The 24053-nt window shown below is 73.8% G+C and carries 16 protein-coding genes, 1 pseudogene and 1 riboswitch; of the genes and pseudogenes, 7 read left to right on the top strand and 10 right to left on the bottom strand.

Annotation, left to right across the window (positions count from 1 at the left end; all coding sequences use genetic code 11):
• Positions 1-223: 223 nt before the first annotated feature.
• A riboswitch (cyclic di-AMP (ydaO/yuaA leader) is annotated at positions 224-368 on the top strand.
• 272 nt (positions 369-640) lie between these two features.
• Positions 641-1489 carry a C39 family peptidase gene (locus B5D80_RS19950; RefSeq protein WP_211291590.1) on the top strand — a complete coding sequence of 283 codons (849 nt, stop codon included), beginning with the start codon at positions 641-643 and terminating at the stop codon, positions 1487-1489.
• 132 nt (positions 1490-1621) lie between these two features.
• Here B5D80_RS19950 and B5D80_RS19945 read toward each other — a convergent pair whose 3' ends face one another.
• The 4 genes from B5D80_RS19945 to B5D80_RS19930 form a co-directional block, all read right to left on the bottom strand.
• Complete coding sequence (locus tag B5D80_RS19945; protein ID WP_088645416.1) at positions 1622-3313, bottom strand: CDP-glycerol glycerophosphotransferase family protein; 1692 nt, start codon at positions 3311-3313, stop codon at positions 1622-1624.
• 23 nt (positions 3314-3336) lie between these two features.
• Positions 3337-4845 carry a bifunctional cytidylyltransferase/SDR family oxidoreductase gene (locus tag B5D80_RS19940; protein WP_088645415.1) on the bottom strand — a complete coding sequence of 503 codons (1509 nt, stop codon included), beginning with the start codon at positions 4843-4845 and terminating at the stop codon, positions 3337-3339.
• Positions 4846-5015: 170 nt separating this feature from the next.
• On the bottom strand, positions 5016-5834 hold the full coding sequence (locus tag B5D80_RS19935) for an ABC transporter ATP-binding protein (protein ID WP_088645414.1): 819 nt from the start codon (positions 5832-5834) through the stop codon (positions 5016-5018).
• The gene (locus tag B5D80_RS19930) at positions 5827-6720 is read right to left on the bottom strand and encodes an ABC transporter permease (RefSeq protein ID WP_088645413.1); all 894 of its coding nucleotides are present in this window, start codon (positions 6718-6720) and stop codon (positions 5827-5829) included. The genes B5D80_RS19935 and B5D80_RS19930 overlap by 8 nt, the downstream gene beginning before the upstream one ends.
• A gap of 178 nt (positions 6721-6898) precedes the next feature.
• Between B5D80_RS19930 and B5D80_RS19925 the strand changes: the two genes are divergently transcribed.
• From B5D80_RS19925 to B5D80_RS19905, 5 genes and pseudogenes are all read left to right on the top strand, one after another.
• A complete protein-coding gene (locus B5D80_RS19925; RefSeq protein ID WP_088645412.1) occupies positions 6899-7537 on the top strand; it encodes a TetR/AcrR family transcriptional regulator in 639 nt (212 codons plus the stop codon).
• Positions 7538-7704: 167 nt separating this feature from the next.
• Complete coding sequence (locus B5D80_RS33425; protein WP_088645411.1) at positions 7705-9801, top strand: DUF6077 domain-containing protein; 2097 nt, start codon at positions 7705-7707, stop codon at positions 9799-9801.
• A gap of 214 nt (positions 9802-10015) precedes the next feature.
• Positions 10016-11770, top strand: coding sequence for a CDP-glycerol glycerophosphotransferase family protein (locus B5D80_RS19915; protein ID WP_088645410.1), 1755 nt, complete (start codon positions 10016-10018; stop codon positions 11768-11770).
• Between the two features lie 170 nt (positions 11771-11940).
• Positions 11941-12597: a response regulator transcription factor gene (locus B5D80_RS19910; RefSeq protein ID WP_088645409.1), complete on the top strand. Its 657-nt coding sequence runs from the start codon at positions 11941-11943 to the stop codon at positions 12595-12597.
• Between the two features lie 10 nt (positions 12598-12607).
• Positions 12608-13999 (top strand): annotated as a pseudogene (locus tag B5D80_RS19905) (sensor histidine kinase); the annotation flags it as partial.
• A gap of 163 nt (positions 14000-14162) precedes the next feature.
• On the opposite strand, the gene B5D80_RS19900 reads toward B5D80_RS19905, so the two are convergent.
• The 4 genes from B5D80_RS19900 to B5D80_RS19885 all read right to left on the bottom strand — a co-directional run bounded on the left by B5D80_RS19900 (position 14163) and on the right by B5D80_RS19885 (position 18436).
• On the bottom strand, positions 14163-15125 hold the full coding sequence (locus B5D80_RS19900) for a TAXI family TRAP transporter solute-binding subunit (protein ID WP_425437218.1): 963 nt from the start codon (positions 15123-15125) through the stop codon (positions 14163-14165).
• A gap of 102 nt (positions 15126-15227) precedes the next feature.
• Positions 15228-15893 carry a hypothetical protein gene (locus tag B5D80_RS19895; protein ID WP_088645407.1) on the bottom strand — a complete coding sequence of 222 codons (666 nt, stop codon included), beginning with the start codon at positions 15891-15893 and terminating at the stop codon, positions 15228-15230.
• A 97-nt stretch (positions 15894-15990) separates the two neighbouring features.
• Entirely contained in the window at positions 15991-16791 is an 801-nt protein-coding gene (gene yaaA, locus B5D80_RS19890; RefSeq protein WP_169733083.1) for a peroxide stress protein YaaA, read from the bottom strand.
• Between the two features lie 22 nt (positions 16792-16813).
• Positions 16814-18436: a hypothetical protein gene (locus B5D80_RS19885; RefSeq protein WP_088645405.1), complete on the bottom strand. Its 1623-nt coding sequence runs from the start codon at positions 18434-18436 to the stop codon at positions 16814-16816.
• A gap of 134 nt (positions 18437-18570) precedes the next feature.
• Here B5D80_RS19885 and B5D80_RS19880 point away from each other — a divergent pair, with 134 nt between their 5' ends.
• Entirely contained in the window at positions 18571-19611 is a 1041-nt protein-coding gene (locus B5D80_RS19880) for an App1 family protein phosphatidate phosphatase (protein WP_088645404.1), read from the top strand.
• Between the two features lie 33 nt (positions 19612-19644).
• On the opposite strand, the gene glgB is transcribed toward B5D80_RS19880, so the two are convergent.
• Positions 19645-21747: a 1,4-alpha-glucan branching protein GlgB gene (gene glgB, locus B5D80_RS19875; protein WP_088645403.1), complete on the bottom strand. Its 2103-nt coding sequence runs from the start codon at positions 21745-21747 to the stop codon at positions 19645-19647.
• Positions 21735-23993 (bottom strand): alpha-1,4-glucan--maltose-1-phosphate maltosyltransferase, encoded by a 2259-nt coding sequence (locus tag B5D80_RS19870; RefSeq protein ID WP_088645402.1) that lies wholly within the window; start codon positions 23991-23993, stop codon positions 21735-21737. The genes glgB and B5D80_RS19870 overlap by 13 nt, the downstream gene beginning before the upstream one ends.
• Between the last annotated feature and the right edge of the window lie 60 nt (positions 23994-24053).

The following is a 24053-nucleotide window of genomic DNA, read 5'->3' as shown; positions in this document are numbered from 1 at the left end:
CATCGACTTCGATGATCATCGGGGGTTGCGGCCGGGTCGTCCGGTTGTCGCCATGCCGGGGTCCGACGACGCTTCGTCCCCGGGGCTGGCCCGCGCTGCCCGAGTGCCCCGCAAAGAAGCCGACCCGACGATGTTTACGCAGCTCACAGGGCTTGGCGGGAGGGAAGGGTGACCAGTAGTGTCGCTGCGGTCCGGTGCGGTTTCCGATCGCAGGAGGCGACGCCGCACCGACCCGCTCAATCGTGCGAGTCACGAACCGGGGACCCACATGCACCACCTGGGGTGAATCTCCGGGCCACGGCCCGGGGTAGGGCGATCTTCCCGCCCGAATCCGTCAGCTAACCCGGTCGGCGGCAGCGGAAGGAGTTCCATCCTCGTGCAGCATGACCCCACCCCCTCGGTGGTCCCTCCACCTCGGTGCCGGGGTGCCGCCGGACCGTCGCGCCTGACGCGCTGACCCGGCCGTCCACCCCGCCGCCCGACCCCGGTCGGGCGACCCGCCGATCCGTCCGGCTCCCGTCGGGCGGTCCCTGCCGAACGAGCGGCTGAACACCCGATCCGCGCGTGGCGTACCCGCCGCGTGCCGGTCCGGCGTGCCCGGCCGCCTCGCCCCGTGGAGGAACACCCCGTGAAGCACCACATGAATCGTCAGCTCCGCCGACTGGGCGTCCAGCGCCCGTACCGGATGGTCGTCGGCTCGGCGGCGGTCCTCGTCCTGGCCGCCGGTGGCACCGCCCTGGCCGCCGGGGTCGACGACGCCCCGACCGACCAGCGCGCCACCGCCGTGGCCGAGACCGCCCCCCGCCTCGACGACGTCGCCAGCCGCGCCCAGGCCCGGGTGGCCACCCCCGCCCCGGCCAGCCCGTCGGCCACCCCCTCGACCAGCCCGTCGGCGAGCCCCACCCCGTCGCCGCGGGTCACCCGGGCCAAGGTCCGCGCCACCGCCGACCCGGACCTGACCCGCAAGGCGGCCCCGAAGCCCCCGTCGTCGAAGGTCCTGCGCTACGACTACCAGGCCCAGATCACCTACTACTACTGCGGCCCGGCGGCGGTGCGCAACGCGCTCAGCGCGGCCGGCATCGAGCGCGGCCAGGACGACCTCGCCGCCCAGTTGGGCACCACCGAGATGGGCACCAACTCGGCCGAGGACACCACCCGGGTGCTGAACGCCGTGGTCAAGGGCGACCCGTACCGGACCCGGATGTTCGCCGGCACCCCGAGCGACGCGCAGATCGAGCGGCTGCGGGCCGACGTGGTCGCGGCGGTCACCGACCAGCGGGCCGTGGTCGCGAACGTGGCCGGGGACGCCACCGACCTCGACGGCGGCTGGCACTCCTTCCCCGGCGGCCACTACGTCGCCGCCGTGGGCTACCGGGACAACGGCCGTACCGTGCGGATCGCCGACTCGGCCGACCCGTCCCTGCCGGCCTACTGGGTCAGCGTGACCACCCTGGCGAACTGGATCGCCACCCGGGGCTACTCCGCCTGACCGATCCACCCCACCCGCCCCGGCCGCCCCGACCACGGGTGGCCGGGGCGGTGCTCGTATGGGGCCGATACAGCGGTGTCAGCGGACTCGGATACCGCAACATCGGCCCAACAGGCGTCGGCCACCGCCGGCTCAGGCCCGGGGGGAGAGGACCGTGGCGGCCCGGGGCGTCGGCGGAGTCCAGCCCGGCTCCAGCTCCCGGCGGGCGGCGTCGAGGAAACCGTCGGCGTACGCGTCGGCGGGGAAGTCGCCCAGGTAGCGGCGGCGGGTGTCCCAGCGGGCCGCCGCCAGCGGGTCGGTGTCCAGCAGCCCGGTCAGCACCTCGTCGAGGTTGGCCATGTCCCGGCGCAGCACGTAACCGGAGCGGGCCAGCGGGAACCGGGTCAGGAACTCGTCGCCGTCGACACCCAGGTCGGTCACCGCGTACGGCTTGCCCGAGTAGAGGTAGTCGGAGATGACCCCGGAGACGTCGGAGACCAGCGCGTCGGAGCGGTTGACGCAGTCGGTCAGGGTCAGCTCACGGCTGGCCGCCGCACCCCACAGGTGCTGCCGGCCGGTACGGGCCCGGTCGGCGGCGAGCAGTTCGGTGAGCCGGGCCAACTGCCGGGCCGAGGCCGGGTTCTGCCCGGTGTACGGGTGGGCCCGCAGGATCACCGTGGCTCCCCGGTCGAGCAGCCGGCGCAGCAGCGGCTCGGCCACCGGCAGCGAGCAGTAGTTGGCGTCGGCGTGGTGGCCGGTCCAGGTGGGGGTGTAGAGCACGGTCGGGGCGGCCGGCGGGCGGGCCTCCCGGCGTACCTCGATGGCCTCGACCTGTGGACGGCCGACCACGACGAACTTCTCGGCGGGGATGTCCACGCCGGCCCGCGCGTACCGCTCGATCGCCGCCTGACCGGCCACGAAGATCTTGTCGAAGATGGCCGAGACCGGGTTGGCGCTGGGGGCCTTGTCGCTGTCGCCGTGGTGCAGTTGCACGTGGGTGAGCTGGGTGAACCGGATGCAGTGGCTGTTCTTCGCCCCGTGGTTGACGTAGAACGCCACCCGCAGGCTGGGCACCAGCGCCTCGTCCATCGCCTTGAGGGTGGGGCAGTAGACCACCGGGGCGCTCGTCGCGGCGGCGATCGTGGGCAGGAACTCCGGCTCCCGCAGCAGCACCAGGAACGGCCGGCCGAGCCGCTCCAGGTAGGGCAGCCACATGGTGACCTGGTACTCCGAGCCGGGCGGGGCGGAGAAATAGAGCAGGAACTCCGGCTGGTGCGCGCGCAGCGCCCGGGTCACCGGGCCGCCCCCGCCCGACGGCCGGAACCGCCGCCGGGCCAGGTCCAGGCCGACCGCGCCGCAGCCGGCCGCCACCACCAGCACGACGGCCAGCGCGACCCAGGCGGGCAGGGCGAGGGCGGCGGCCACCGCGACCACCGCGAGCAGCCCCAGCAGTACGCCGCCGAGGCGGGCGGCGACCAGCGGGGTCCACGCCCGCACCGGCAGGTTCGCCGCCCGGATCTCCAGGTTGCCGGCGTCGCGCAGCGGCCCCACCAGCAGCACCAGACCCAGCAGCACCAGCGCGGTGAGCGCCAGCACCGGGTCGAACCCGTCGTCGAGCCGGCGGGCGTGACCGACCAGGATGCCGGCGGCCAGCAGCACCGTCTCGGCGACGATGTCGGCGTCGGGGCGGACCCGGCGTTCGTAGCCGGCGGCGGCCAGCGCGGCCACCGCCAGGGCCAGGCCCCAGCCGGTCGCGCCGGTGAGCGCCACCACCAGGAAGGCGAGCACGGCCAGGCCGGTGGTCAGGCACCGTGCGATCAGTTTCCTGACCAGGTCACCACGCATGTCGTACGTCTCCGGGGGTCGGGTCAGCCGGCGTCGACGCCGCTGGGCAGCCGGTCCTGCTCGGCCGCGGTCGGCTGGGCCGGCACCGGGGCCACCTCGCCGGGGGCCCGCCGGACGTCGATCACCTGGCCGGTCAGGTCGGAGATCAGCACGTCGAGCGAGGACTGGGCGACCGTCTCGGCGGCCAGCAGGGTGTGCTCCGGCTCCTCGCCGAACGCCTTGGTACGCATCGGGGTGGCGGTCCGCTCCGGGTTGATGCAGTTGACCCGGACGCCGTACTCGGCCCACTCGTCGGACAGCGCCTGGGTCAGGTTGACCAGCGCCGCCTTCGTCGACGAGTAGAGCGCGTACTGGGCCCGGCCCCGGGTGTACGAGCTGGACGTGTAGAGCAGCAGTTGCCCCTTGGTCTGCTGCAGGTACGGCAGGGACTGCCGGGCGGCGATCACCGGCCCGACGAAGTTGACCTGGAGCACCCGGTCCATGGTCTCCTCGTCCATCTCGGCCAGCGCGCCCTTCTCCAGGATGCCGGCGGTGACCACCACGTGGTCGATCCGGCCGGTGGCCTCGAAGGCGGTCTTCAGCGCGGCCTCGACGTCGCCGGTCTGCTCGACGTGGGTGCCGGTGCTGGAGCGGCTGAACGGGAAGACCTGCGCGCCGTAGCCGCGGGCCAGCTCGGCCAGGTCGTGCCCGATGCCGTAGCTGCCGCCGAAGATGACGATCGTCCGCCCGGCCAGCTCCTCGGTGTAGCTGCGGTGCGACAGCCGGGGGGCCTGGGCGGCGGCGAGCTGGAACAGCTTGTCGGCGAGGTGCACGTCGACCGGGTGGGTGACCTTGATGTTCTCGTCCGACCCGTCGATCACCTTGATCGGGGTGCCGGGCAGGTAGCGCAGCACCACGCCGCAGTCGTCGGTGGCGGCGAAGTCCGGGTCGCCCTCGGCCCGCCGGTACGCCTCCCGGATGGTGCCCGAGCGGAACGCCTGCGGGGTCTGCCCCCGGCGCAGCCGGGACCGGACCGGGATGTCGGTGATGCACTCGTCCTCGTCGACCTGGATGATCGTGTCGGCCGAGGGGATGGCCACGTCGACGGCGGAGTAGGTCCACAGCGCGTTCACGCACTCGCGGACGATCCGGGCGCTGACCAGCGGGCGGACCGCGTCGTGGAAGAGGATGTTGACGTCACCGTCGCCGACCGCGTCCAGGGCGATCCGGGTGGTGGCGTTGCGGGTGTCGCCGCCGGAGATGACCTTGCTGACCTTGCGGAAGCCGGCCTTGTCGACGATCTGCTGCGCCTCGGCGACGTGGCCGGTGGCCATCAGCACGATGATCTCGTCGATCTCCGGGGCGGCCTCGAAGACGGCCAGGGTGTGCTCGATGATCGGCTTGCCGGCGATCTTCAGCAACTGCTTCGGGATGCCCAGGCCCAGCCGGGTCCCGGTGCCTCCGGCCAGCACCACCGCCACCGTCCGCGAGGGCCGCCACGGTGCCGGGGTCTCCGGTGTGGCGTCCGGGCCAGTGGTGTGGTCCTGCGTCATTGCCGATCCTCACTCTCGGGGGATGTCTGCACGCGTCCCGGGGGTCACCCTGAACGGAAGATTGCGCCAGCGTGGCGACGGGATGAACCTTAACGCGCGGACCGCGCCGCCCCAACGGGACGACGCGGTCCGCCGGGCGTCGAACCGACGCGGTACGCGCGCCCGGAATACTACTTGCCGTTGGCGAATGCCTCGTACGCCCGGATCACCTCGTCGGTGGGCCCGTCCATCCGGATCAGCCCCGACTCCAACCAGATCGTCCGTTCGCAGGTGTCCCGCACGGAGGAGAGCTGGTGGCTGACCAGGAAGACCGTGCCGGCCCCCTCGCGCAGTTCCCGCACCCGCTGCTCGCTGCGCTTGCGGAAGCCCTTGTCGCCGGTGGCGAGCGCCTCGTCGATCAGCAGCACGTCGTGCTTCTTGGCGGCGGCGATGGAGAACCGCAGCCGGGCCGCCATGCCCGAGGAGTACGTCCGCATCGGCAGGCTGGCGAAGTCGCCGCGCTGGTTGATCCCGGAGAACTCGATGATCTCCGGGGTCATCCGGGCCACGTCGTCGGGCTGCATGCCCATCGCCAGGCAGCCCAGCGTGACGTTACGCTCACCCGACAGGTCGTTGAGCAGGGCGGCGTTCACCCCGAGCAGGGAGGGCTGGCCCTGGGTGTAGACCGCGCCCCGGTTGACCGGGAGCAGCCCCGCGATGGTGCGCAGCAGGGTCGACTTGCCGGAGCCGTTGCTGCCGATCAGGCCGATCGCCTCACCCCGGTAGGCGGTGAACGACACCCCCTTGACCGCGTGCACCTCCTGGATGTTGGGCGCGGAGGAGCGCTTGACCAGCCGGCGCAGCGCGGCCACCGGTGTGGTCCCGCCCCCGGCGCCCTTGTGCACCCGGTAGATCACGTGCGCGTCGTCGACCACCACGGTGGGGATCCGCTCGACGATCCGGGGCAGGGTCACGGTGACGTCGTTGGACGTCTCGTACCGGTCATCCACGGCCGTACTCCTGTTCGCCGCGCCAGAAGTAGACGTACCCGGCGATGCCGCCCAGCACCGCCCAGCCGACCGCCACCAGCCAGAGTTGGGTCACCGACTCGTTGAGCAGCGGCGCCTGCTCCAGCAGGGCGTACCGGGCCAGCTCGATGTAGACCAGGATCGGGTTGAACTGGATGACCGTCGAGGCCCACTCGGGCAGCCGGTCGAACAGCTTGACGCTGTAGAGCACGCCGGAGCCGTACATCCAGGTGCGCAGGATGAACGGCATGACCTGCTTGAGGTCGCTGGCCTTGGAGCCCATCCGGGCGACCACCATCACGACCCCGGCGTTGAACAGCGCCTGGAGCAGCAGCGCCGGGGGCAGCATCAGCCAGGCCAGGGTGATCGGCTCGCCGGTCACCAGGACGATGCCGACCAGCACGATCATCGAGGCCAGCAGTTGCTGGAACTGGGTGAGCGTGGCGGCCAGCGGCAGGCAGGCCCGGGGGAAGTGCAGCGCCCGAATCAGCCCCAGGTTGCCGCTGATCGACTGGGTGCCGGCCAGCACCGCGCTCTGGGTGAAGTTGAAGATGAACAACCCGGTGGTCAGGTACGCGATGAAGTTCGGGATGGTGTTCTGCCCGAGCACCACGCCGAAGATCAGGTAGTAGACGGCGGCGTTGGTCAGCGGGGTGAGCACCTGCCAGATCTGGCCCAGCTTGGCGTTGCTGTACGAAGCGACCAGTTTGGCGTTGGCGTACGCGGCGGTGAAGTGCCGGTAGGCCCACAGTCTGCGGCTGTACTCGGTCAGGGACGGGCGCTCACCGGCGACCCGGAGTCCGTGCCGAGCGGCCAGCTGCGCCTGGGTCAGGCCCGTTTCAGGGTCGACCAGCGCGGTGGTGGCCATGGGAAGGGCGCTCCGATCTTTCGTACCAACGGGATGCGCGCGACGATGGGGATCCGTGGGTCGGCGCGGTGCCGGGGCAGCCTCGTCGCTGCGTGGACGGTAGTCCAAAACACGTCGGGACGCAACCGTACCGTCGTTGCGCTACATTGGCCCCCGTGACAGGTGCGAAGAGTCCCCGATGACCAGCGACAAGAGGCGTACGCCGGCCGGTGCCGCGGTGCTGCGGGGCGACATCACCAGAGCCATCCGCCGTGCCCTGATGCAGGAACTCGCCGCGGTCGGATACGGGCGGCTCTCCATCGAGGCGGTGGCCCGCCGGGCCGGGGTGAGCAAGACCGCGATCTACCGGCGGTGGAACTCGAAACTCGACCTGGTGATCGAGACCGTGGTGGCCGCCGCCGGCAACAAACTGCCGGCGCTGGACACCGGCAGCCTACGCGGCGACCTGACGCTGCTGTTCCAGGTGATCGCCCACGCGCTCAGCCACCCGCTGGCCTCGCAGATCATCCCCGACCTGCTCGCCGAGGCGGCCCGCAACCCGACCATCGACGCCACCCTCCAGCAGCTCCTGCGGGCCAAGCAGCAGGAGATCGGCGGCCGGTTGATCAGCCTGGCGGTGCAACGCGGCGAACTGCCCGCCGACACCGACGCCGACGCGGCCGTCGACCTGATCGTCGGCCCGTTGTACTGGCGGCTGGCCATCGCGCGGACCCCGCTCACCCCGAGCTACCTGGATCTGCTGGTGGAGTCGGTGGCGACCGGGCTGACCGCGAACGGCACGGTGCCCCGCCAGCGGGAGGCGCCGGTGTCCGGTTGACCGGCCCCCGCCCGGCCACCTCCGGGACACCGCCACGCCGCCCACCGGCCATCGACCGGGGGTGGTTGCGGTTACCCTGCTTTCCGGACCGGAGCCGGGCGACCGTCCGCCGCCCGCCGGCCGTACGACTCTCGCGTACCGTGCCCGTACGACGACAAGGACGACCCGTGCCGAACGCCGACCCCGTTGCCGTCGCGCCCCCGCCCGTCGCACCACCCCCCGCCGGGCCGGCCGCCGGACGACCGCGGCCCGCGCACCGGCTGCGGTCGGCGCTCGCCGCCGCCCCGGCCGTCATCACCGACGCCGGGGTGCTCGGCTTCGCGCTGTGGACGGTGCTCTACCACGCCTCCTTCCTGTTCGGGCTGCGCCCGTCGGTGACCTTCCTGAGCTGGCTCGTCGGCTGCGTCGGCATCGCCGCCGTGGTCGGGGTGCGCGCCCTGCGGCGGAGCCGCGTCCCCGCCGCGCCCCCCGCACCGGCCGCCGACCCCGCCCCGTCGGGCGGGACGGGCCAGCCGCGCCGCTTCCTGCTGCCAGTGGTCGCCGCCGGGGTGGTCGCCGCCGTCACCGCCGGCCTCGCCGGCACCCCGGCCGGCGACGTGCTCTCCTGGTGGGTCCCGGCCGCTGCCGGTGCCGTCGCGGGCATCGGGGTCATGCTGCTCACCCGGCGGGCGTGGCGGGCCGACGACGCGGACCCACCCGCGCCGCCCGTCCCCACCGCCGGCCAGTCCGGGTACGCGCTGCTGATCTCGGTCGGCGCGGCGATCTCCTCGCTCTACCTGGCCCGCAACACCCCGGACGACGTCTACTACGTGGGCAAGACGGTCTGGGTGGCCGAGCGTGACCTGGTGCCCACCAACGACTTCCTGTTCACCGAGAACGTCGCCCCGGCGATGGGTTCGCTGCCGCCCACCCCCTCGATCGAGGTGTTCGACGGCGCGCTCGCCCACGTGCTCGGCATCCACGGGGCGTCCGCCACCTGGTACCTCGCGCTGCCGGTGATGGCGGTGCTGGCCGTCCTGGCGCTGTGGCGGCTCACCCACCGGTGGGCCCCGCGCCGGCCGGTGCTCGCGTTCAGCGTCGCGGTGACCTACCTCTACCTGGTGGCCGGTTCGGACGCCGCGCTCGGCACCTTCCACCTGCCCCGCCTCTACGAGGGCAAGGGGATGTTCGTCTCGGCGGTCATCCCGCTGATGTGGCTCTACCTCACCGAGTGGTTCGACACCCGGTCGCGCCGTTCGCTGCTGCTCGTCTTCGCCCTCTCGGTCACCGCGGCCGGGCTCACCACCACCTCGGCGATCATCCTGCCGATGCTGGTCGGTGCGGCCGGGCTGGCCATGCTGCTGGTCGGCCGGTGGAAGGACGCGGTGGTCGGCGGGCTCGCCGCCGTGGCGTACCCGGTGGGGGCGATCGTGGTGTCCCGGCTCGTGCTGGGCGGCATGGACGCCGCCGGCGCGGACGACGCCTTCTTCGACGCCGAGTACACCTACCGGCGCACGCTGCTGGTCGGAATCGTCGGGGTGATCAGCGGCCTGGCGCTGTGGTGCGGGCCGCTGCTGGCCCGCCGCCGCACCCCGGCGCTGCTGGCCGCCGGCGCCGCCCTGGTGATGAGCGTGCTGCTGGTGCCCGGCGTGCTGGAGACGCTCGGCGCGCTGACCGGGATCTCCGTGGTGCTCTGGCGGGTGCCGTGGCTGCTCGCCCTGCCGACCCTGATCGGCCTGCTCTGCACGGTGTCGGTCCCGTCGCCGTCGCGGCTGCTGCGCGGCGCGGTCGGCGGGCTGGTCGCCGCCGCGATGGTCGCCTCGTTCGCCGTCTGGGCCACCCCGATGTGGTCGCCTGACAGTTGGGTGGAGACGCACACCCGCCCCACCTGGAAGCTGCCCCAGCAGCGGCAGCAGATCGCGTTCTGGATCGCCGGGCAGGACCGGCCGGACGGCCTGGTCCTCGCCCCCTCGACCATCATGCGGACCTCACTGATCGTCACCAGCCGGGTCCGGGTCGTCCTGCCCCGCGACTTCTACCTGGTCGAGTACGACCTGAACTCCGATTTCGCCAAGGACCGGCTGCTGCTGGCCCACTTCGCCGACGGGCGGGAGAAACCCGACCGGGCGCAGGTCGCCGCCGCCGTCGAGCGGCTCGGCGTGGGCACCATCTGCGTCTACAACGGCAACCGGTACGCCCGGGAGACGGCCGTCGAGCTGGGCTTCACCGAGTTCGCCTCGCGGCGTGGACCGGGCGCGACGACCTGCTACGGCCGGGCGGGCTGAGCGGGGGACGTCCCGGGCCGCCCGCCAGGTATCGGCTCGTCTGACCGAAATGGACCTGGATACCCGAGCGACACCGGGACGTCCTCTCGCGTTAAAGTCGCAGTCACCCGCAGGCCGGCCCGGTCGGTCGCGGTGCTGCGGTCACGCCCGTCGTACGACGAGGCCGCCGACCGCCGGGCCCCGCCCGTCATCGATCTCGTAGGGAGCGTCCCCCTTGTTCGGCTCGTTACTGGAACGCACCGGCACCGCCGCCCGAGGCGCGCTGCTGGTGCTGTCCTACCTGGTCATGCTCGTCGCGGGCGGCTTCGGATGGGTGGCCCTGTTCGCCGTGGCCGGGCTGGCCGCCGTCGTCGGCGAGTTCGCCGTCACCCGCTGGTCGCCCCCCTCGGAGACGCTGCTGGAGAAGGTCGGCCTCAACCGGGGCTACCGGCAGCTCAGCCGGGACCTCGCCAGCGTGCTGCTGGTCGCCGCCACGGTCCCGCTCACCGGGGCCGAGCTGACCTGGCTGCTGGTGCTGCCGGCGGCGGTCTGGGTGACCGCCGTCTTCTCGGGCGCCCTCAACACCATGATCGACAGGCGGAACCCGGTCTCCGCGCTGGTCCGCAACATCGAGCTGGGGCCGATCCGCTCGGCCCCCCGCCCGCCCGGGTGGGTCGCCGCCCTGGCCGGCGTCCAGCTCGCGGTGCTCAACGTGCTGCTGATCCCGGCCGCCGTGGTCGCGGCGGTCCGCACCGACGTCACCGTCATGCTGGCGGTCGCCGCGCTGGCGGCCGGGCTCGCCGCCCTGGTCGGCGCGGTCGTCGCGGTGACCTGGCTGCGCGGGCGGGGCACCGGCAAGAGCCCGGTGCTGCCGGTGCTCCAGCGGTGGATCGACGGCTACCGCCCCGAGGTCGCGCTCTACTTCGCCGGCCCGGCCAAGGACGTCTACCAGGCGAACATGTGGCTGGCCCCGACCGAGGCGCTGCACCAGCGGGCGGTCGTGCTGATGCGCAGCAGGGAGGCGTTCTTCGAACTGGCCGACACCCGGCTGCCGGTGATCTGCGTGCCGACCGGCCCGGATTTCATGAACCTCGAACTGGGCACGGTGCGGGCCGCCCTCTACGCGGCCAACGTCGGCGCGAACATCCACATGCTGCGCGAGCCGGGCATGAAGCACGTGTTCGTCGGCCACGGTGACAGCGACAAGCAGGCCAGCGTCAACCCGTACAGCAAGGTGTACGACGAGGTGTGGGTCGCCGGCCTGGCCGGACGGGAGCGGTACGCGCGGGCCGCGGTCGGCGTCCGCGACGAGGACATCGTGGAGATCGGCCGGCCGCAGCTCGCCGGGGTGCACACCTTCGGCGGGACCGCCCCGGACCGGCCGTTCACCGTCCTGTACGCCCCCACCTGGGAGGGCTGGCTCGACGACGACCCGTACCACACCTCGCTGGTGCTGATGGGGGAGCGGATCGTCCGGGGCGTGCTCGCCTCGCCGCAGGTGCGCCTGGTCTACAAGCCGCACCCGCTGACCGGCTCCCGCTCCAAGGAGGCACGGGCGGTGCACGAGCGGCTGGTGTCGCTGATCCGCGCCGCCGGCGGCGACCCCGACTCCGGTTCGCTCGACGGCCCGGGGCACCGGGTGGTCACCGGCCGGGTCCCCGCCCTGTTCGACTGCTTCAACCAGACCGACCTGCTGATCAGCGACATCTCCAGCGTGGTCTCCGACTTCGTGCAGAGCCAGCGGCCGTACGTGGTGGCCAACCCGAGCGGGCTGCCGGAGGACGAGTTCCGGCGCGAGTTCCCCACCTCCCGGGGGGCGTACCTGCTCTCCCGGGACTGCGGCGAGCTGGAGAAGATCGTCGCGGTGACCCGGGTCGGTGACGACCCGATGACCGACGCCCGGCGGGAGCTGAAGACCTACCTGCTCGGCCCGGCCGAGGCCAACCCGATGGACCGGTTCCAGGAGGAGATCGGCCGGCTCTGCCGCTGACCGACCGGGCCGTGGGACCCGGGGTGGACGCCCGCCCCGGGTCCCGCGCCGTTTCCCCGGCCGGTGGCGGCGGCATCCCGGTGACCGGCGCGGGGTCGCCCACCGTTTCCCCCACGCCGGCGCTTCTGCCACCATTCGCTCGACATCCGTACGACGAATGGGGGTCACCGGTGCGCATCCTGCTGGTCGAGGACGACCGACGGGTGGCCGCCGCCCTCGCCTCGGCGCTGACCCGACGCGGGTACGAGGTCGAGCACGCGGCCACCGTCGCCGCCGCGCTCTCCGCCGCCCCCTGCGACCTGGTCCTGCTCGACCTCACCCTGCCCGACGGTGACGGTACGGAGGTGTGCCGGGAGCTGCGGCGGCGCAGCAGCCAGCTCGGCATCATCGCGGTCACCGCCCGGGGCGAGGAACGCGACCGGGTGCTCGGCCTGCGGCTCGGCGCCGACGACTACGTGGTGAAGCCGTTCTCGATGGTGGAGTTGCAGGCCCGGATCGAGGCGGTGCTGCGGCGGGCGGCGCACGCCGCGCCGGCCCGGGACCTGATCGAGGTCGGGCCGGTCCGCATCGACGTGGCCGCCCGGACGGTCGCCGTCGCCGGTCAGCCGGTGGCGTTGACCCGTAAGGAGTTCGACATCCTGCTCTCGCTGGCCCGTCAGCCCGGCACGGCGGTGCCCCGGGACCGCATCCTGCTCGACGTCTGGGGCACCACCTGGGCCGACCGGCACACCGTGGAGGTGCACGTCGGTTCGCTGCGCGCCAAGCTCGGCGACCCCCGGCTGGTGGAGACCGTACGCGGGGTCGGCTACCGGCTCCGGGGCGAGTGAGGGGCAGCCGGTGCGGCGTCGACTGGTGATCAGCTATCTGCTGCTGATGGTGCTGGTGCTGCTGGCGTTGGAGACGCCGCTCGCGGCGACCCTGGCGTCCCGGGAGACCGACCGGGTCCGCGCCGACCGGCTCGCTGACGCCACCCGGTTCGCCTCGCTGGCCGGGCCGGCGTTGCGCGGCGGCGGGGCCGGGCCGCTGACCGGCGAACTCGTCAGCTACGACCAGCTCTACGGCATCGGGGCCGCCGTCGTCGACCGGGACGGCCGGGCGCTGGTGGTGTCGACGAGTTGGCACACCGGCCGGGACACCCGGGCGGCCCTGGACACCGCCCTGGCCGGGCAGCAGTTCAACGGGCCGGACTCGGTGTGGCCGTGGGTGGACGGCCCGCTGGTGGTGGCGGTGCCGATCAACGACGGCGGTGAGGTGCTCGGCGCGGTGGTCACCGCCACGCCGGTGGCGAAGGTCCGCCGCACGGTCACCGCGTGGTGGCTGCTGCTCGCCGGGATCGGACTGCTCGCCGTGCTGGCCTGCGTCTCCACCGCGTTCGGGCTGGCCGGCTGGGTGCTGCGCCCGGTGACCGAACTGGACGCGGTGACCCACGAGATCGCCGAGGGGGACCGGGGCGCCCGGGTGCAGGACCGGTGGGGGCCGCCGGAGCTGCGCCGGCTGGCGGCCAACTTCAACCACATGGCGGCGGTGGTCGCCGACGTGATGGACCGGCAGCGGGCCTTCGTCGCGCACGCCAGTCACCAGTTGCGCAACCCGCTGACCGCGCTGCGCCTGCGGGTGGAGGAGCTGGGGCCGAGCGTGGTCGACCAGGACGGCCGGGCCGAGCACCGGCTCGCCCTGGAGGAGACCGACCGGTTGGCGCTGGTCCTCGACGGGCTGCTCACCCTGGCCCGCGCCGAGCGGGAGCAGAACGAACGGGTCACCGTGGACGCGGCGGCGGTGGCCGCGTCCCGGGTCGCCGCGTGGGAGCCGTTGGCCCGGCACCGGTCGGTCACGTTGCGCCTGGTGGCGTCCGGCCCGGCCTACGCCCGGACCGTGCCGACCGCCGTCGACCAGGCGTTGGACGCGCTGATCGACAACGCGATCAAGTTCAGCGGCGACGGTGGTGAGGTGACCGTCGCGGTCCGGCACGCCGACGGGGGCACCGCGCTGGAGGTGCGCGACACCGGCCCGGGGATGACCTCGGGCCAGCTCGACCAGGCCACCGAGCGGTTCTGGCGGGCCCCGGACGCGCAGAACATCGAGGGTGCCGGTCTCGGCCTGACCATCGTGGCGGTGCTGGTGGACGCCTCCGACGGTCGGCTCACCATGCACCCGGGGCAGCCGCGTGGCCTGGTCGCCGAACTGTGGTTCCCCGCCCCGGCCGGCTCCGCTCCGGCCGCGGCCCCCGACCTGGCCGCAGACCCCGACCTGGCCGCAGACGCCGATCCGGCCGCCGACCGCGCCCCGGCCGCGGGCCCCACCACCCCGGCCCTGCCCGGCGCCCCGGCAGCAACCACCATCCCGGCGACACCCACCGGCGGCCGGGCGGGGGCGTCCGGGCCGGGCTGAGCGGTCAGGGTTTGGCGGAGCGGTACCAGTCGGCCGCGCCCGGGTGCAGCGGCAACGGCGTGGTGGCGATCGCCGAGCGGGGACTCATCCGGCCGGCCGCCGGATGGGCGGCGGCCAGCTCCGACCGGCGTTCCATCAGCAGCCGGGTCACCTCGCGTACCAGGGGCTCGGGCAGGTCCGCCCGGACGATCAGGTAGTTGGGGTTGGCGACGGTGGTGACGGGGTCCACCCCGTACACCGAGCGGGGGACGTCCCGGGAGACGTACACCTCCCGGTAGGCGCGGCGCAGCGGCTCGGTCCACTCGCCGAGGTTCACCAGCCGGATCGAGGTGGCGTCGGCCAGCGCCTTCACCCCACGTACCGGCAGGCCACCGGAGAAGAAGAAGGCGTCGATCCGGCCGGCGCGCAACGCCGCCACCGAGTCGTCCAGCCCGAGGTGTTCCTGCCGGACCGTGTCCCCGCCGAGCCGGGCCACCTCCAGCAGCCGGGTCACGGTGACCTCGGTGCCGGAGCCGGCCGCGCCCACCGACACCCGTCGCCCGCGCAGGTCCGCGAGCTCGCGGATCGGACCGCCGGCCGTGGTGACCAGGTGCAGCAGGTCGTCGTAGACGCGGGCCACGGCGAGCACCCTCGGCGGGGTGGTCGGGCTGGTGTCGAGCACGTCGGCCTGGGTGAAGCCCAGTTCGGCGGCACCGGAGCCGACCAGCCGGACGTTCTGGGCGGAGGCGGCGGTGACCACCACGCTGGCCCGGACCCCGGGCAGCTCGCGGTTGAGGACGGTGGCCAGCGACTGGCCGAAGGCGTGGTAGACGGCGGTCGGGCTGCCGGTGGCGATCCGGATCGGGATCGGCTCGTCGGGGGATTCCTGGCAGGCGGCCAGCCCGCCGAGCACCACGACCAGCAGCATCAGCAGCGCCCCGCCGGCGGAGGCGGACCGCCGGCCGCGCCCGGTCCGGCTACGGCTCACGCGGTGCACTCTGCGCCGTCACCGGCTCCGGCGCAAGCTCGGGCCGCCGGTGCCCGGTCTGAGCCCCGGGTCAGCGGGCGGTGTGGTGGCCGGTGGCGGGGGTCAGACCAGGGTGGTGGTCCGGGCGGGCGCCAACGCGGCCCGTTCCATGATCCGCAGCCGGTCCGGCCCGTCCGCGACGCTCACCACCAGGCAGCCGGCCCCCGGATGCAGCAGCGCCGGCACCTCCAGCAGCGCCGCCGACCGGATCAGCACGGCGGCGAGTTCCCGGTCGGCCAGCCGGATGCCGAGGATGTGCCGTCGGACGTGCCGGCCGCCGGCCAGCAGGGCCGAACGCCAGGCGGCCGAGGCGAGCCGGGTCCGCCAGGCGGCCCGGGGGGTGGAGGACCCGACGGCGGGCCCGAGCAGTTCCCGACGTCCCTGCCGCCACCCCGTCTCCCGCAACCGGGTGAACCCGGCGCGGTGATCCGCCGGCACGTGCAACCGGTGCAGCTCGTACCGGCGGCGCAGGCCACCGGTGACCACCTCGTGCTCGACCGGGACGTCGAGCCGGGCGAGCAGCTGCCGCATCCGCAGCGCCGCGTCCTCCCGGTTGAACTCCACGGTCCCCCGCTGCGGTGGCGTGGGGGTGTGCGGGCGGGCCGTCGGCGTCGGCGTGCAGCGCACCAGGCAGGCCACCTCGAACGCGTCGGCCAGGGTCAGCCAGTCCAGCGGGGGCGGGGACGACGGGAGGTGCGGCCGGTCGAGCAGGCGGGGTTCGGAGGTCATCGGACCGCTCCTTCTCGACGTGGGATTCCCCTAACGGTCGCCTGCCGGTCGGCCCGCCTCCAGCCATCGGCACCGGATTTGAGGAAATCTTGCGTTCCTAGAGTTCGGTCACCACCACGTCGATCTGCCGGGGTCGACCCGTCGTCACCGGCCGCTCCTCGACCGGATACTTCAGGTCACGCAACGCGCCGATCAACCCGGTCGCGGTGCGTGGCCGGGCCCCGGCCAACAGCAGGTCACGGACCAGCCGCCCCTTGGTGGCCTTGTTGAAGTGACTGACCACCGTGCGCTCGCCCGGCCGGCGCTCGTGCAGCACCCGCACGGTGACCGTCCGACCGGCCAGCTCCGCCGGCGGCGTCCAGGTCGCCGCGTAGGCGGCGGAGCGCAGGTCCAGCACCGGGCCGCCGCCGGCCGCCGCCGTCAGCACCGGCGACAGCACCCGCCGCCAGTACGCCGACAGCGCCCCCACCCCCGGCAACCGCGCCCCGATCGGGCACCGGTACGGCGGAATCCGGTCGGCGAGCCGGACCACCCCCCACAGGCCCGAGCTGACCAGCACGGTGCGGCGGGCCGTCCGCAGCGCCCCGGGCGGCAGGGTGGCCAGGCCGAGCGCCTCGTAGAGCACCCCGGTGTAGACCTGCCCGGCCGGCGCGGTGGCGGCCCGGTCCAGCCGGGCGTTGCGGGCCAGCTCGCCCCGCTGACCGGCGGTCAACCCGAGGGCGGTCAGGGCGGCGTCCGCGGCGGCGTCGGACCGGCCGGTGGCACTGAGCGTCATCAGCGCGCCCAGCACCTCCTCGCGGGCCGGCGTCAGCTCGGGCAGGCAGAGCCGGGTCAGGTCGAGCCGACGCCCGGTGCCGGCGTCGGCCTTGCCCTCGGAGGGCGGCAGCAGGATGAGCACCGGCACAGCGTACGGGCCGAGGTCAGCGCCACGGCCGGACGGCGCTCGGCGGGCGGTACACGCGATATCCGGCGACCTCGACCAGCCGGGCGTCGTCGGCTCCGTCCCCGAGCAGGTGACGCAGCCGGCGTTCCGCCGGGGAGTCGACCGGCAGCACGTACCCGGGCCGCGCCGCCCGCTCCACCCGCCGCCAGTACGGCGGGTACCGGTTCTGCCCCGGGGTGAGCCGCCCGTCGAGCACCGCGCAGACCACCCGTTCGCCCGTGTCGAAGGTCAACCGGTTGCAGGTCCAGTAGTCGCCGTAGACCTCCCGCAGCCCGGTACGCCGAACCGCGTCGGCCAGGTCCCGGGCCCGCCGCTGGTCGGCCCGGGGCGCGTCGAGCGTGGCCAGGAACAGGCCCGTCGCCACCACGGCGGTGGTGGTCAACCCGGCCAGCACGGCGGCGGCGCCCGCCCCGACCAGCCGGCCGACCACCCCGACACTGCCCCGCCAGCAGGCCGCCGCCGCCAGCCAGAGCGGCCAGAGCACCGCCGGCAGGGAGATCTGCACCACCGACAGGTAGCGGGCGTTGGCGAGCGGGTCGGTCGCGGCGGGCGGGCTGCGGACGTACGACAGCAGGGTCAGCGCGGCACCGGCGACCAGGGCGAGCTGGGCGAGCGGTCGGACCCGCACGGCCGCCGGCCGGCCCACGGCCCGGCGGTGGCCGACCAGGGCGAGACCGGCGGCGGCGACCAGCAGCACCAGGTAGAGCACCCCGAACCACTCCTGCCAGCGGGCGCAGCCGGTGACCGGGCAGAGGCCGGTGGCCAGCGGCACCCCCTCCAGCAGCCCGCCCCGCACCCGGTCCGCCCACGGCGGCGTCGGGCCGGTACCGGCGCTGAGCTGACGCAGCACCGACAGCGAGTCCGCGCCCGGCGGGGCGACCAGGTTGTCCCAGGCCAGCGGTGCCATCCCGACCGCGACCCCGGCCACCAGCAGCAGCCCCGACCAGCCCCACAGCTTCCGGCGCAGCGCGTACAGCAGCAGCAGGCCGGCGACCGCCAGGTAGGGGGCGAGCAGCCAGTCCGACCAGAGCGCCGCCCCGGCGAGCACCCCGGCCAGTCCGGTAGCCGCCCGCCGCCAGCCGGGCCGCCGCCACCGGCCGCGCCGCCCGGCCAGGCCCACCGCGACCAGCAGGATCGCCAGCACCATCGGTTTGCCCTCGGGCCGCCCGCCCACCACGGTGAGCTGGTCACGCACCACCCGTTCGGTGCCGAGCACCAACAGCCCGACGACGAAGGTGGCGAACCACGGCCGGTAGAGCCGCCGGGTCAGCCGGTGGGACAACCAGAGGAAGACGGCGTACAACGCGACAAGCGGCAACCGCAGCACCGGCCAGGACGGCCCGGCCAGGGCCACCAGCGGCGCCGCCAGGTAGGACTCGGCCATGCCCATGTAGTGCTGCCCGTACAGGAACACCGGGTGCTCCCGGCCGGCGGCGATGTGCAGCGCGGCCAGCCCGAACGTCGCCTCGTCGCTGTTCGCGGCGGGCACCGTCAGCAGGGTCAGGGCCAGCCGGTACCCCACCCCGGCCACCCCGAGCAGCAGCGCGACCAGCGCCGGGCGGTCCAGCCGCGCGCGGTCGGGCGGTACAGGTGTCGACACGACCAACGCCCCCGTCGTCGTCCCGACCGGAGTGTGTCACGCCCACCGGCCGCGCCGGGCCCGATCGGGCCAGCCGGGCCGGCTACCTGGGCGCTCGCCTGGCCGCTGCCGGACACCTGTGGCAGGGTTGCAGCGTGCCATCCACCACCGCAGGCCAGCTGGCCGTACCCACCCTGCACCGGGCCGCGCGGATCGAGGACGCCCTGCACCAGTTGGTGGAGCGCCGGCTGCGGCGCACCGGGTGGCAGCCCAACATCGTCGCGTACGCCGGTTACGGCGCGCCCGGCTGGGCCCGGGTGCTGTGCCGGGTGCTGCTCAGCCGCCCCGACCGGCGGCAGGGCCGGCTGGAGAAGGTCCGCGGCTGGCGCAGCTTCGCCACCCTGCCCGCCAAGCACGTCGAGGTCACCATCGAGGCCGGCGACGGCGTGCACACCGCCCGGGCCGACCGCAGCGGCTTCGTCGACACCGTGGTCAAGGCCGACTTCACCCCCGGCTGGGCGTCGGTGCGGCTGCGGGTCGCCGACGCCGAACCGGTCGAGGCGCTGGTCCGGATCATCGACCCGGAGGTGCGCCTGGGCATCCTCTCCGACATCGACGACACGGTGATGGTGACCGCGCTGCCCCGGCCCATGCTGGCCGCGTGGAACACCTTCGTCCTCGACGAGCACGCCCGCACGGCCGTGCCCGGCATGGCGGTGCTGTACGAACGCCTGGTCACCGCCCACCCGGGCAGCCCGGTGTTCTACCTGTCGACCGGCGCGTGGAACGTCGCGCCGACGCTGACCCGGTTCCTGTCCCGGCACCTCTACCCGGCCGGCCCGCTGCTGCTCACCGACTGGGGGCCGACGGCCGACCGCTGGTTCCGCAGCGGCCGGGAACACAAGCGGGCCACCCTGGCCCGGCTGGCCACCGAGTTCCCCGACGTGCGGTGGCTGCTGATCGGCGACGACGGGCAGCACGACCAGGAGATCTACCGCGAGTTCGCCGCCGCCCACCCGGAGAACGTCGCCGGGGTGGCGATCCGCCGGCTCTCCCCGACGCAGTCGGTGCTCGCCGGTAGCCTGCCCGTGCCGAACGACCGGCCGTCCTCGGCGGGCCCGGTCGGGCAGAAGTGGCTCTCCGCCCCGGATGGGGCCGGGCTGTGGAAGCTGCTCCGCGACGCCGGCCTGGTCTGATCCCCGACCCGACCGGCGTCCCGTACGGCCGGGTCAGTCGCGGCGGAGCCAGAGCACGCCGAGCGGGGGCACCCGCAGCGAAACCGAGGCGGGCAGGCCGTGCCAGGGGACGTCCTGGGCGTGTACCGCGCCGAGATTGCCCACCCCGGAGCCGCCGTAGTGGTGGGCGTCGGTGTTGATCACCTCGGTCCAGGTGCCGGCGGCCGGCAGGCCGACCCGGTAGTCCTCCAGCGGGCCGGCGGAGAAGTTCGCCACGCAGACCAGGGTCGCGCCGTCCGGGGCGATCCGGACGAAGGAGACCGTGTTGTTGGCGACGTCGTCACCGGCGATCCAGCGGAACCCGGCCGGGTCGGTGTCCTGCGCCCACAGCGCCGGGGTGCCCCGGTAGGCGGCGTTGAGGTCGGCGACCAGCCGCTGCACCCCGGCCCGCGCCGGATCGTGCAGGAGGTACCAGTCGAGGCCGCGTTCCTCGCTCCACTCCCGGTCGTCGCCCAGCTCGCAGCCCATGAAGAGCAACTGCTTGCCCGGGTGCGCCCACATGTACGCCAGCAGCGCGCGCACGTTGGCCAGCCGTTGCCAGGTGTCGCCGGGCATCTTGCCGGCCAGCGACCCCTTGCCGTGCACCACCTCGTCGTGGCTGATCGGCAGCACGTAGTTCTCGCTCCAGGCGTACGCCAGGGAGAAGGTGAGCTGGTGGTGGTGGTGCTGGCGGTAGATCGGGTCCTTCGCGGTGTAGAGCAGGGTGTCGTGCATCCAGCCCATGTTCCACTTGAAGCCGAAGCCGAGCCCGCCGTCGCTGGTGGGTCGGGTCACCCCGGGCCAGGCGGTGGACTCCTCGGCGATCATCACCACCCCGGCGTGGTGCTTGTAGACGGTGGCGTTGACCTCCTGCATGAAGGCGATCGCCTCCAGGTTCTCCCGGCCGCCGTGCCGGTTGGGCAGCCACTGCCCCTCGGGGCGGGAGTAGTCCAGGTAGAGCATCGAGGCGACCGCGTCGACCCGCAGGCCGTCGACGTGGAACTCGTCGCACCAGTAGAGGGCGTTGGCGACCAGGAAGTTGCGGACCTCGCGGCGGCCGAAGTCGAAGACGTACGTGCCCCAGTCGGGGTGCTCGCCGCGGCGCGGGTCGGGGTGCTCGTAGAGCGGGGTGCCGTCGAAGCGGGCCAAGGCCCACTCGTCCTTGGGGAAGTGCGCGGGCACCCAGTCCAGCAGCACCCCGACGCCGGCGGCGTGCAGCCGGTCGACCAGGTACCGGAAGTCGTCCGGGTCGCCGAACCGGGAGGTGGGCGCGAAGTAGCCGGTGACCTGGTAGCCCCAGGAACCACCGAACGGGTGCTCCATCACCGGCAGGAACTCCACGTGCGTGAAGCCCATCTCGGTGACGTACGCGGTGAGCTGTTCGGCCAGCTCGCGGTAGCCGAGGCCGGGCCGCCACGAGCCGAGGTGCACCTCGTACACGCTCATCGGTTCCCGGTGCGGCTGCCGGCGGGCCCGCCGCTCCAGCCACTGCGCGTCGGTCCACTCGTAGCGGGACCGGTGCACCACCGAGGCGGTGGCCGGCGGCACCTCCGCGTACGCGGCCATCGGGTCGGCCTTGTCCCGCCATCGCCCGTCGGCACCGAGGACCCGGTACTTGTAGCGGGCCCCCTCGGGTGCGCCGGGCACGAAGATCTCCCAGACGCCGCTGGATCCGAGGCTGCGCATCGGCCAGCCGTCGTCGGCACCCCAGCCGGTGAAGTCGCCGACCACGCGTACGCCACGCGCGTTGGGGGCCCACACCGCGAAGGCGACGCCGTCGTCGCGGACCCGCGCGCCGAGCGCCTCCCAGAGCCGCTCGTGCCGGCCCTCGCCGATCAGGTGCAGGTCCAGCTCGCCGAGGCTCGGCGGGTGGCGGTACGGGTCGTCGGTGACCCACCCGTCGACGTCGACCCGGTAGTCGAGCACGCTGCCCTCGACGCGGGCCTCGAAGACGCCGACGTCGTGCACCCGCTTCATCGGGTGCCGGTCGTCGCCGACGAGCAGCGCCACGTCACCGGCGCCCCGCCGCATGGTGCGGATCGTGGTCCACCCGTCGGCGGGGTGCGCGCCGAGCAGGGCGTGCGGGTCGTGCGTCGCGCCGGCGATCAGCTGGTCCATCGGTCGTCCTTCGGGGCGGGGTCGGTCGGGGTGCTGCCGTGCGGGGCACGGCCGGTCCTGGTGCCACCGGCCCGGGTGCCGCCGGCCCTGCCACGGCGGACCCTGGCGGGGCCAGGTGCGGGCAGGTCGGGGGCGGGGAGGTCGGTCGCGGTGGGGCCGGCCGGCTGGTCGGCCTCCGGGGCGGGGGTGGTCGGCGCGGTGCCGCCGGAGAGTTCCGCGGGCACCTCCTCGACTGTCAACCCGGCCGGTTCCGCGCCGGCCGGAATCCCGGTCGGCGGCGTCGGCGGGCGGCGGACCGTCAGCACGTGCGCGGGTTGCAGGTACGGGTCGAGCCGGACCGCGTTGCGCTGCCCCCACTCGTAGCCGGCCCCGGTCAGCTCGTCGTGCACGGTGAACCGTTCGTGCCAGTCGAAGCCGAGCGCCGGCATGTCCAGCGTGGTGTTGCCCCACTGCACGGTGTGCGAGTCGAACGAGCAGACCACGATGACCGTGTCGCCGGTGTCCGGGTCGCGCTTGGACCAGCAGAGCAGCGCCGGGTTGTCGATGTCGTGGAAGACCAGGTTGCGCAGCCGGTGCAGGGCCGGGTGCTCGCGGCGGACCCGGTTGAGGGTGGCGACGAACGGGGCGAGCGAGCGGCCGTGCGCCTGCGCGCCGGCCCAGTCCCGGGGTCGCAGCTCGTACTTCTCGTTGTCGAGGTATTCCTCGGCGCCGGGCCGGGCGACGTGCTCGAACAGCTCGAAACCGGCGTAGATGCCCCAGGACGGGCTGAGCAGCGCGGCCAGCACCGCCCGGATCTTGAACATCGGCGGTCCGCCGTGCTGCAACGACTCGTGCAGGATGTCCGGGGTGTTGGGCCAGAAGTTGGGCCGCATCCAGTCGACCGAGGCGACCAGTTCCTCGCAGTACTCCCGCATCTCGGCGGCCGTCGTCCGCCAGGTGAAATAGGTGTACGACTGGGTGAAGCCGATCTTGCCGAGGCCGTGCATGATCGCCGGCCGGGTGAACGCCTCGGCCAGGAAGAGCACGTCCGGGTCGGTGCGCTTGACCTCGGCGATCAGCCAGTGCCAGAAGTCGAACGGCTTGGTGTGCGGGTTGTCCACCCGGAAGATCCGGACGCCCTCGCCGATCCAGTGCCGGACCACCCGCAGCACCTCGGCCCGGATGCCCTCGGGGTCGTTGTCGAAGTTGACCGGGTAGATGTCCTGGTATTTCTTCGGCGGGTTCTCCGCGTACGCGATGCTGCCGTCGGCCCGGGTGGTGAACCACTCCGGGTGCTCGGTCACCCAGGGGTGGTCGGGGGCGCACTGCAACGCCAGGTCCATCGCCACCTCCAGGCCCTGCTCGGCGGCGGCGGCGACGAAGTCGCGGAAGTCCTCGGGCGTACCCAGGTCGGGGTGGATGGCGTCGTGGCCGCCCTCGGCCGCGCCGATCGCCCAGGGCGAGCCGACGTCGTCGGGGCCGGCGGTCAGCGCGTTGTTGCGGCCCTTGCGGTTGACCCGGCCGATCGGGTGGATCGGTGGCAGGTAGAGCACGTCGAAGCCCATCGCCGCGACCCCGGGCAGCCGTTCCAGCGCGGTGACGAAGGTGCCCGAGCGGGCCGGGGCGTCGACGGTGGCCGGGATCGCGCCCTCGGAGCGGGGGAAGAACTCGTACCAGGCGGAGAAGAGCGCCCGGGGGCGGTCCACCCAGAGCAGGTACGGGGTGCCGGTGGTGACCAGTTCCCGCACCGGGTGGTCCCAGAGCAGGTCGGCCAGGTCGAGCGCCGGGGCTACCCGCCGGGCCAGGTCGGCCTCCTTGTCGCCCAGGGCGGCCACCGCCGCCTCGACCCGCCCGGCCGCACCCCCCGGTACGAGTGCCAGGGCGGCGGTCAGCACCCGGACTCCCTCGGCCAGGTCGTTGGCCAGCTCGGCCGCGCCCTGCCCGGCGGCGACCTTCTTGGTCACCGCGTTGTGCCAGGTGAGGTACGGGTCCTGGAACGCCTCGACGGTGAACGACCACTCGCCGACGGCGTCCGGTCGGATGGTGGCGTGCCAGCGGTCCTGCCCCGGCTCGCCCGGCCGCATCCGGGTGAACGGGCGGGTCACGCCGTCGGGGCCGTGCCAGACCACGTTGCAGCCGAGCGCGTCGTGCCCCTCCCGGTAGGCGCGGGCCGACACCGGCACCAGCTCGTCGACCACCGCCTTGGCCGGGTAGCGACCGCAGGCGACGACGGGGGAGACGTCTTCGATCGGGAACCGTCCGCTCACCCGCTCAACCTACTGTGCGAGATCCCCTCGCGCTCAACCAAGCGTCCCCTTCGCCCCGCC

The sequence above is a fragment of the Micromonospora wenchangensis genome, from assembly GCF_002210435.1.
GTDB lineage: Bacteria > Actinomycetota > Actinomycetes > Mycobacteriales > Micromonosporaceae > Micromonospora > Micromonospora wenchangensis.
This window is presented reverse-complemented; position numbering and strand designations above follow the sequence as displayed.